Raw genomic sequence first — 9,685 nt, 5'->3', positions numbered from 1 at the left:
CAGCTGAACAGCATAGCGATTAAACTGATGCTCAATAATATCCCGCCAATAACAAGAGAGGCATTGGCATAACTCGTCTTTATAAATATGTATTCATTCGTATCTGACATACCTCCAAGAGATTGTATCCAAATAGAGCCAAAGGAATTTGCAATTCTTCCATTAAAAAAAATTAATATTAGTCCGATGACGGCAAATATGCTGCTTAATTTAAGCAAATCCGAGTTTTTTGTCGAGTTTGTCATGCTACTCCTCCAGTATTCGTATTCGATAGGTGTTCATAATGTCGACTATTTGCGGAAATTTTTCAACAATATGATGGGCTTTTTTTATTTCTTCAAGTTGGGCAAAATCAAAGTTAACTGCAATGGCAATCAGATTGTTATCAATCGCTGCGTTAATATCTGATGCACGGTCACCAACGACAAAACCGTTGTCTATATCCTGTTCCATCATTATATGTTCAACAAGATGTGATTTATTTTTTGATGGAATTATATCGATACTATAGCATCCCTTTATCCACCGCTCTAAATTATAAGTTGACATAATTGCTTGTAAATAAGCAGTTTCGCCATTACTGGCAATATATAAGGGGTAAGAATCACTCAACGTTTCAATTGTCGGCAATACGTTTTCGTAAAGTGCACCGTTTCCTTGTAGGATTTCTTCAATAAGTGCCGCCTGAAAATAATGGTTGCTCTTTTCACGAATTTTATCGGAATGATCGGGGCACAACGTCTTCCAAACGACTTCAAGCGGTACACCCATTATTTTCCGGTATTGTTCGATAGGAGCAGCACCTGACCAAAGATTATTTTGACGTAAATACTCGAATGTACGGTCGAGCGCCGGTTCTAAAATAAGATTTGTTTGAAATAAAGTGCCATCCATATCAAAAATAATTGCCGGTTGCATTTTTCCTCACCTCGTTTTAATTTTATAGCCAAATGTTTCTCCGTCTGTTAAATTGAGTTCGTGTCCATTAATAACGACAATCTCATTGGTCAGCCATTGTATAACCGCTTCTTCGGCATGCTTTTCGTAGTATACTTGCTTTTTAAAACCGAAAGGACCATCAAGTTCTCCACGGATACCAAACGATCCCATCGCCCCTGCATCAAAAGCATAGAAATCCAAAGTATAGCCCATATTTGGTGAATAGGATGTTAATAGTTGCTCTGTACCGCCAAATGAATATACAACTATTTTTAATGAGAAAAATAAAATAATAATCGATGTAAATAAAATGGAGATGGTATTCACGAAGTAGGCAACCACTTTTTTTAAGCGTGACAATTGTTTATATTCCTGAAGTAACGTATATATTATCAGCACAAAAAGAAGGGCGATAACAATGAGTGTTGTATAGGAAAATGACCATAATGTAGTACTCATCACATAAAAGCAAACACCGATAAACGCTAGACATAAACTGAATAACGTAATGGCAGACCAAAAATTCCGCAAAATTGCACCTCTCAACTAACTGGTAAATAATGTTTTAACATTTGACGCTCCTTGAAAAGGAAAGTTGCACAAAAAAAGCAGCCGTATACAAAATGGCTACGGCTGCTCATTAATAATTACTGTGCTGGGTTTAATTCAAGTTCTACTTTGATTTTAATATCCTTGCCGACCAATACGCCGCCTGTTTCAAGTGCTGCATTCCAAGTAAGGCCGAATTCTTCACGGTCAATTTTCGTTGCCGCTTCAAAACCGTAAACTTCAACGCCCCATGGATTTGTTCCTTTACCGCCATATTCCACATCAAATACTGCCGGTTTCGTTACATCTTTAATCGTCAAATCGCCTGAGACTTTATAATCGTCACCATCTTTTGTGATGCTTGTCGATTTAAATTTAATGTCAGGGAATTGCTCAATATCAAAGAATTCTGCTGATTTTAAGTGGTTGTCACGATCTTCATTGCTTGTATTAATACTCGTCGTATCGATAGTAATTTCAATTTGTGCCGATGTTAAATCTTCTAAATTATCAACTTCTACATCCGCTGAATAATTAGTGAACTGACCTTTCACTTTCGACACCATCATATGCTTGACTTCAAAACCAATTGTTGAGTGTGCCTGATCGATTTGCCATTTTGCCATGATAAATTCCTCCCAACTATTATGAAACCCAAGAAATTCTTTACCTTGAATTCGAGATAAATTTACCATACCAGGGGAAAGGTGTCAATTAATATATAAGACTATTTAAAAAATTCTAACATTTTACAAAACGTTAATTTTCCAGCATTAATTTAGCGATATCTTCATCAAATCCGTCATTCCGTTTTAGTAGTTCATCGATGACAAGTTTTTGGCGTTCTTTCGAATGACCTTGGCTCAATTTTGCCGCAGCTTCAATAGAACTTATTCGTAATTTGAACGGCACTATGCCTTTTAATAAGCCGGCCATATATTTGGAGTCAACATTATCTACATTATAGGAGCTATTTTGTCTTTCATATTTTTTAATTAAGCAGTGAAGCGATAATCGGATTTCTTCCTCATCTTCCATCATTTCAACGAGCCCCTTTACATGGACCGATACATAATTCCACGTAGGTACTGAATCTTTTGTTTCATACCAGGAAGAAGAGATGTAGCTATGCGGGCCATTAAAAACTGCGAGTACGTGTTGATCAAGAATATCTTTCCATTGTGTGTTGGCACGTGCAAAATGACCGTATAGATACTTCCCATCTTCGCTTAAATAGAGCGGTAAATGAGTGGCTTCCGGTACTCCTTGATGAAGGGAAATAACTGTCGCAAAACTATATTCTTTAATAATCTGATGAATCTTTTGATCATCTGTTAACTGATACTGCTTTGGTATATACATCATTTTCCCTCACAAATGTTTTGTCATAATAAAATCGATTTGTTCTTCTTCACCCATGAAAAATGAATGGGAGCCTGTTTTTACAAAGCCCGTTCTCTCATAGAACGCAATGGCATTCATATTTTTTTCCCACACGCCGAGCCAAATTTTGTTTTTATTCATTTCATTGGCCAGTTTGATCGCATCCTCCATCAATACTTTCCCTAAACCGAGTTTCTGAAAACGGCTCAAAATATAAATTCGCTCTACTTCAATTGTATCCGGCCCTAATTGTTCGGACTGGGCTTCTTCTATATTGACTTTTAGATAACCTGCCAGCTCTTCGTTTATATACAGTAACTTAAATAGAGAGTGTTTATTATCAAGCTCAGCTGTCAGTTTTTCTGATGAAAAAGCTATGTCCAAATAAGCCGTCATACTTTCCTCGCTGTTTTGCTCATGAAACGTTTCATAAAACGTATCCCGGCTGATTGTTTGTAAAGCGTCTAAATTTTCGGTAGTACATTGTATTAGTTGAATGTTCATTATCATTACTCCTTAATAATTGCGTTTTTTTCCTCGCTTTACAGTTTCCCAATCTTTTTCAATGTTTTTTCGCATTTTGTTTAATGCAGTAGCAAGTTGGGCTTTTTCCTCTTCAGAAAATCCCAACATGGCTGTATTCTCAGAATGTTTATGCTCATTCAGTATAGAAGGGTAAATTGCTAATGCTTTGTTTGTTGGATAGAGTTTTTTTATTTTTTTATTAAACTCATCGTTCCGTTTCTCGATAAAGTTACTTTTTTCAAGCTTTGCTATTGCACGGGCAGCTGTTGTACGGTCTACTTTAATTAAATCTGCTAGTTTTTCCTGAATAATTCCGGGTTGTTCACAAATACGAACGACATACAAATATTGCCCTTTTGTTAAATCAAATTCTTTAAATTCTATATTGCTTATCGAATCAAGTGCACGGGCTATCATACCGATTTCACGTAATAAAGTGATTTCTTTCAGCTCCTTTTAAATGTTATATAAAAAGCAACTACATATTTAGCGTAAAAGATTTTTGTTGCAAATGCAACAAACATTCTCATTTAGAATAAACTTGGGGAACTGTATTGACAAAACATTCTATCTATTGTTATAGTTGGATTAACTAATGGAGAAAGATGGTGATGAATATGACTAAATTACATGAGATTGAATCAATGCAATTATGCTTGTCATATGACATTCGCCAGAAAAGTGCCTTCTAATACAGAAGAGTCACGCTTCTTTACTGTGCGTATGAAACCTTATGACGGGCAAAATTGCTGGTCATAAGGTTTTTTTGTTTGCCTATAAAAACAAAAACACTATCATACGCCATTAGGAGGCAATTTCATTGAATTTACAAAAATTAGGTTTTACAGCATTTTTTGATATCCAACTACAACAATTAACGATAGATGTCACGACAAAGCTTGTTGGACGCGTCATACTCGAACATAAACATTCTTATCGTGTACTGACAGAACAGGGCGAATATTTGGCAACGGTATCCGGAAACTTTGCATACCACGCCTTTTCTAGAAAAGATTACCCGGCTGTTGGCGATTTTGTTGTTATTGAACAAATGCCGGGAGAAGAGCGTGCCATTATTCATCATTTATTTGATCGGAAATCCAAATTCACAAGAAAAATGGCAGGCCTTGAAGTCGATGAACAAATCGTGGCAGCAAATGTTGATCTTATCATGCTTGTTATGAGTTTGAATGATGACTTCAATATACGCCGGTTAGAACGCTATTTAGTAGCTGCATGGGATTCAGGTGCAACACCGGTTATTGTATTAACGAAAGCGGATTTATGCGAGGATGTCACGCCGTATTTAAAAGAAATCGAATCGGTTGCTTTCGGTGTGGATATTTTGACGGTGAGTGCGCAGACTGGTGAAGGAATGACTTCATTACATGCGCTGTTAACTGAAGGGAAAACTGCGGCATTACTCGGTTCTTCCGGTGCAGGTAAGTCAACACTTACGAACGCTTTGTTAAACACAGAACAAATGAAAGTGTCCACAATCCGTGAAGATGATGCAAAAGGCCGTCATACTACGACACACCGGGAACTTGTTGTTTTACCATCCGGTGCTTGTCTGATTGACACTCCAGGAATGCGGGAATTGCAGTTATGGGATCAGGGGGACAGTCTAAATGCAAGTTTTTCCGATATTGAACAGCTTACAGAAAACTGCAGATTCCGTGATTGTAAGCACAAAAATGAACCGGGTTGTGCTGTATTGCAGGCAGTTGAAGAAGGAGCACTTGATGCTGCAAGGTTGACCAGCTTCTTTAAACTGCAGCGGGAACTTGCATATATCGAGAAAAAGGCGAATACGGATGCCCAGCTTGCGGATAAACGAAAATGGAAGCAAATATCAAAAACCATAAAGAAATTTAGATAATTTCTGCAGATGCACAGTTTTTGTGCATCTGCTTTTTTATGAAATCAATATATTTGAACAGTCATTGATTGTAAAGGAGATTAAGCTATAATATATGAAGTAACGAAGAGGAAGTGAGAAATTGATTAACTGGATTTATGTCATTATTTTAGGAGTAGCAGTAGGGGTAATTAGTGCAATGTTGGATTGGCCATTCTCTGTAAGCATTTCAATAATTGTCCTATTTGCCCTTTTTTCCATCGGCTATATGTATTACATTGCATTTGCTTCAACGAATCTGCTGAAAATAAAAAAGTACATCGAAAAGCATAAAAAAGATCCAATGCTAAATTATATCCTTGTCATAGAAAACGGGACAAAAGAAGAGGAACTCGAGGCTATGGATCACATTATCGCTCATTACAAGCAACCTGTTATTAAACATACATATGAAATGAACCGGGCAATTCGTCTTAACGATTTTGGGCGTGCGGAGCATTTTGCGGATAAACTGATGGATACACCAAATGGACCATATGGAAAGGCCAGCATTGCCGCGTTATTGGGAAATCGAGATATGGCAAAAAGTTATCCATTAAAGAAAGCGTGGATGAATGACGCGGTTGATGCCCAATTAGCATTAGTAGAAAGTGATATTGAGATATATGACCAATCTGCAGCGAAAGCAATTGAGAGAGCAAAAGGATTACAGCGCTACTCATTGTATTACAGTTTGAAAAAAGCTAAACAGGAACATGAGTGGGAAAAAAAGTATTAAACCGTGTTATCGCTTACTTATCCGGTAAGCGGTATTTTCATTTTCACTATAATTACAATTATTTGCCGAAAAGAGAATCGATTCCTTAAAAATATACATTTATATGTCTTAAATGCATATTTACAGGGAATAGTAAAATAGTAGAAAAAACTAGTAATTAATAACATTTAATAGTTGTTTTCTCTTAATGATTAAATAATGAAAAGAGATGAATTTCATGACAGTCACTGGTATTTTAACCGTCACTTTATTTGCATTAAACATATTGTTTGCCCTTGTGTTAATATTTATCAGCCGAAAAAGCGCTTCATCAACATGGGCATGGTTATTCGTGCTCTTTTTCTTACCGATTTTTGGTTTTATTTTATATTTACTTATAGGGCGGAATTTACAGAAGAAACATTTCGTAAGGTGGCATGCGGTACAGCAGGAGGAAACACTGGAAACATTCCAGGATCAAAAGAATGCGTTGGAAGAAGGAACGTACGAATTTCCGAATGCCGTCACAAAAAAGCATGCACCTTTAATTAAAATGAACGTCGATTATAACCATTCTTTACTGAGTTCGAAAAATGATGTCAAAATACTGGCTGAAGGTAAAGAAAAATTCCGTTCGGTCATTGAGGATATCGAAAATGCAAAACAGACCATTCATATTCAGTACTACATCTATAAAATGGATGATATCGGTAAAAGTATTTTTAATGCACTTGTCAAAAAAGCAAAAGAGGGCATTGAAGTGCAGATGATGTACGACGATTTGGGTTCACGTACATTACGCAAAAAGGATCTGAAAAAGTTAACGGATGCCGGGGGCCAGGTAGAAGCGTATTTTTCATCGTATTTTAAGCTGTTCAATCCGCGTATCAATTTCCGAAATCACCGGAAGCTCATAATTATTGACGGAAGAATCGGCTATATCGGTGGATTTAACGTCGGAAATGAATATGCTTGTCTGGATGATGAAATCGGATATTGGCGTGATACGCATTTGAGAATCGAAGGCAATTCGGTCTACAATATGCAGGCTCATTTTTTATTCGACTGGTATCAGGCGAGAAAAGAAGAGCTGACTGAAATAGAACAAAGATATTTCCCAACATTTACAGTAGATTCGGATACACCTGTTCAAATTGTGTCGAGCGGTCCGGATACGGATTTTGAATCGATCAAAAACAGCTATATTCGAATGATTTTAAGTGCCAAAAAGTATGTTTATATTCAATCGCCATATTTTGTACCGGACGAACCGTTTATGCATGCGGTTCAAATTGCTGCTTCATCAGGTGTTGATGTGCGTATTATGACGCCAGAAGTAACCGATCATCCTTTCGTTTATGGAGCCAATTCAGCTTACAGCGGTGACTTATTGGAGGTTGGCGGTCGAGTGTACCGTTATAAAAAAGGCTTCCTTCATGCAAAAATGATTGTCATTGATGATGAAGTGGCGACAATTGGAACCGCAAATATTGATGTACGAAGTTTTAGTCTGAATTTTGAAATTAACGCGATTCTTTATGATACCAATTTGGCGATACAATGCAGGGAACTGTTTGAAGCCGATATTAAGGAGAGTTTTGAATTAACGAAAGAACAATATGACGAACGTAAAACATGGACGAAAATTCGAGAATCCGTTTCGCGTTTATTATCACCGATTTTATAATGCTGAAGCTAGCCGATCATACAGGCTAGCTTTTTTATTTCTAAAACCGAAATATTTTCGAGCATTTTAACTTATTTTTTAGTAAAATAAGAATTGAACTACAATTCAGAAAGTGGGTAATAAAATGGTTAATGTTAAGTATCCTGAAGTTTGGGATTTGGATGTGTTTTTCCCCGGTGGTAGCGCTTCTCCACAATTAATCGAGCATATTGAAAGCTTGACTCCTAAACTAGAAGTATTAAAAGAGAAAATTGACAAATTTGAAGTACCGCAAAATAGTGATGCTGCCTTAGAAATCCAGTCGATATTGGAAAGCATCAAAGAGGTAATGCTGCACATTTCTCAGGCAGGGGCGGTGCTTTCTTGCCTAACTGCTCAAGACACGACGGATCGTGATGCATTATTGTTGCAAGGCCAGTTATCTGGTATCGCGGCAAATTTATCGCCAATCTTAGAAAGCTTTAATCAAAAATTGGGTAAAATCGAACAGTCAACTTTCGAAGTATTATTACAGACTGAAGAATTAGCTCAATTCGAATTTATCTTAACGGAATGGCGCGAAAAATCGAAAGAGTCATTATCCGAAGAAGAAGAAGCGCTAATTTCAGCTTTAGGTGTTGATGGATATAGTTCTTGGGGCCAGCTTTATAACATGCTGATCGGCGATATTAAAGTAGAAGTAGAAGTGGATGGCGAAAAGAAATTACTGTCAGTTGGACAAGCAAATAATTTAAGTTCACATAAAGACCGCAAAGTGCGAAAAGCGGCATTTGATGCATTGGAAAATGTATTTACAGAGCGTGAAGAGTTCTTTGCAAAAACATTGAATCACTTAGCAGGTTTCCGGTTAGCCGTCTATAAAAAGCGAGGCTGGGACTCAGTAACAAAAGAGCCGCTTCAAATTAACCGTATGAAGCAGGAAACAATCGATGCGATGTGGGGTGCCATTACATCTCGTAAGGCGTCATTTGCAGGTTATTTGCAGCACAAAGCAAATCTATTAGGTACAGAACAATTGGACTGGTTTGACTTTGATGCACCGGTTACGGATTCAACAGCAACTATGTCTTACCAGGAGGGTGCCGAGTTCATCCTGAAGCATTTCGGCCGCTTTGGTTCAGAAATGGAAAGTTTTGCACGCACGGCATTTGAAGAGGGCTGGATAGAGGCGGAAGACCGTGATAATAAACGTCCGGGCGGTTTCTGTACAGGAATGCCATTATCAGAGCAATCTCGTATATTCATGACATACTCCGGCTCGATGTCAAATGTTTCGACACTGGCACATGAACTGGGACATGCTTTCCATTCGTATGCACTGCGCCCTGTTCATCCATTAAACCGCCGCTATGCAATGAATGTCGCTGAAACTGCTTCAACGTTTGCAGAAATGATTGTTGCTGATGCAGCGGTTGAAGAAGCAACAACTGAACAAGAAAAAATTGCATTACTGGAAGATAAAATTCAGCGTTCTGTTGCTTTCTTTATGAATATACATGCGCGTTACTTATTTGAAACTCGTTTTTATGATGAGCGCAAAAAAGGCATTGTATCAACGAAACGCTTGAACGAACTTATGGAAGAAGCTCAAATTGAAGCGCATGCAGGCGGGTTAGGCGAAACACATCCGCACTTCTGGGCGTCAAAAATGCACTTCTATATTACAGGTGTACCGTTCTATAACTTCCCGTACACCTTCGGTTATTTATTCTCATTAAGCATTTACGCGAAAGCAAAAGAAGAAGGTAAGGGCTTCGAAGAGAAGTATATGGCTTTGTTGCGTGACACAGCTATCATGACAGTTGAAGAGTTGGCTATGAAGCATTTAGGTGAAGATATTACGAAAGAAGACTTCTGGTTAAAAGGAATCGCACTTTTTGAAAAAGATGTCGAGGAATTTATTGCGTTAACGTCTAAATAGGTTTCAAAAAGGAGCTGTGAAAAAAACACAGCCCCTTTTTTTATTCTATTATAATATCGTTAG

Annotated in this window: 11 protein-coding genes; 4 read left to right on the top strand and 7 right to left on the bottom strand. The window is 37.6% G+C overall.

The window, feature by feature from the left end; all coding sequences use genetic code 11:
• From ABS917_RS14290 to ABS917_RS14260, 7 genes are all read right to left on the bottom strand, one after another.
• Window positions 1-245 (bottom strand): translation initiation factor 2 (locus ABS917_RS14290; RefSeq protein ID WP_350479617.1); only part of this gene is annotated, 245 nt, incomplete at its 3' end.
• A gap of 1 nt (window position 246) precedes the next feature.
• Entirely contained in the window at window positions 247-918 is a 672-nt protein-coding gene (locus tag ABS917_RS14285; RefSeq protein WP_350479616.1) for an HAD hydrolase-like protein, read from the bottom strand.
• A gap of 6 nt (window positions 919-924) precedes the next feature.
• The gene (locus ABS917_RS14280; protein WP_350479615.1) at window positions 925-1,470 is read right to left on the bottom strand and encodes a DUF5412 family protein; all 546 of its coding nucleotides are present in this window, start codon (window positions 1,468-1,470) and stop codon (window positions 925-927) included.
• Window positions 1,471-1,586: 116 nt separating this feature from the next.
• The gene (locus tag ABS917_RS14275) at window positions 1,587-2,114 is read right to left on the bottom strand and encodes a YceI family protein (RefSeq protein ID WP_350479614.1); all 528 of its coding nucleotides are present in this window, start codon (window positions 2,112-2,114) and stop codon (window positions 1,587-1,589) included.
• Between the two features lie 133 nt (window positions 2,115-2,247).
• Window positions 2,248-2,850 carry an FMN-binding negative transcriptional regulator gene (locus ABS917_RS14270; RefSeq protein ID WP_350479613.1) on the bottom strand — a complete coding sequence of 201 codons (603 nt, stop codon included), beginning with the start codon at window positions 2,848-2,850 and terminating at the stop codon, window positions 2,248-2,250.
• 9 nt (window positions 2,851-2,859) lie between these two features.
• Entirely contained in the window at window positions 2,860-3,375 is a 516-nt protein-coding gene (gene paiA / locus ABS917_RS14265; RefSeq protein WP_350479612.1) for a spermidine/spermine N(1)-acetyltransferase, read from the bottom strand.
• 12 nt (window positions 3,376-3,387) lie between these two features.
• Window positions 3,388-3,846: a MarR family winged helix-turn-helix transcriptional regulator gene (locus ABS917_RS14260; RefSeq protein WP_350479621.1), complete on the bottom strand. Its 459-nt coding sequence runs from the start codon at window positions 3,844-3,846 to the stop codon at window positions 3,388-3,390.
• A 370-nt stretch (window positions 3,847-4,216) separates the two neighbouring features.
• Here ABS917_RS14260 and rsgA point away from each other — a divergent pair, with 370 nt between their 5' ends.
• The 4 genes from rsgA (at window position 4,217) to ABS917_RS14240 (ending at window position 9,622) form a co-directional block, all read left to right on the top strand.
• Window positions 4,217-5,278 carry a ribosome small subunit-dependent GTPase A gene (gene rsgA, locus ABS917_RS14255; RefSeq protein WP_350479611.1) on the top strand — a complete coding sequence of 354 codons (1,062 nt, stop codon included), beginning with the start codon at window positions 4,217-4,219 and terminating at the stop codon, window positions 5,276-5,278.
• Window positions 5,279-5,399: 121 nt separating this feature from the next.
• Window positions 5,400-6,035: a hypothetical protein gene (locus tag ABS917_RS14250; RefSeq protein ID WP_350479610.1), complete on the top strand. Its 636-nt coding sequence runs from the start codon at window positions 5,400-5,402 to the stop codon at window positions 6,033-6,035.
• A gap of 217 nt (window positions 6,036-6,252) precedes the next feature.
• Window positions 6,253-7,701, top strand: coding sequence for a cardiolipin synthase (gene cls, locus ABS917_RS14245; RefSeq protein ID WP_350479609.1), 1,449 nt, complete (start codon window positions 6,253-6,255; stop codon window positions 7,699-7,701).
• A 124-nt stretch (window positions 7,702-7,825) separates the two neighbouring features.
• Window positions 7,826-9,622, top strand: a complete 1,797-nt coding sequence (locus ABS917_RS14240) for a M3 family oligoendopeptidase (RefSeq protein ID WP_350479608.1) — start codon at window positions 7,826-7,828, stop codon at window positions 9,620-9,622.
• The last annotated feature ends 63 nt before the right edge of the window (window positions 9,623-9,685 follow it).

Source organism: Solibacillus sp., from assembly GCF_040273735.1.
Lineage (GTDB): Bacteria > Bacillota > Bacilli > Bacillales_A > Planococcaceae > Solibacillus.
This window is presented reverse-complemented; position numbering and strand designations above follow the sequence as displayed.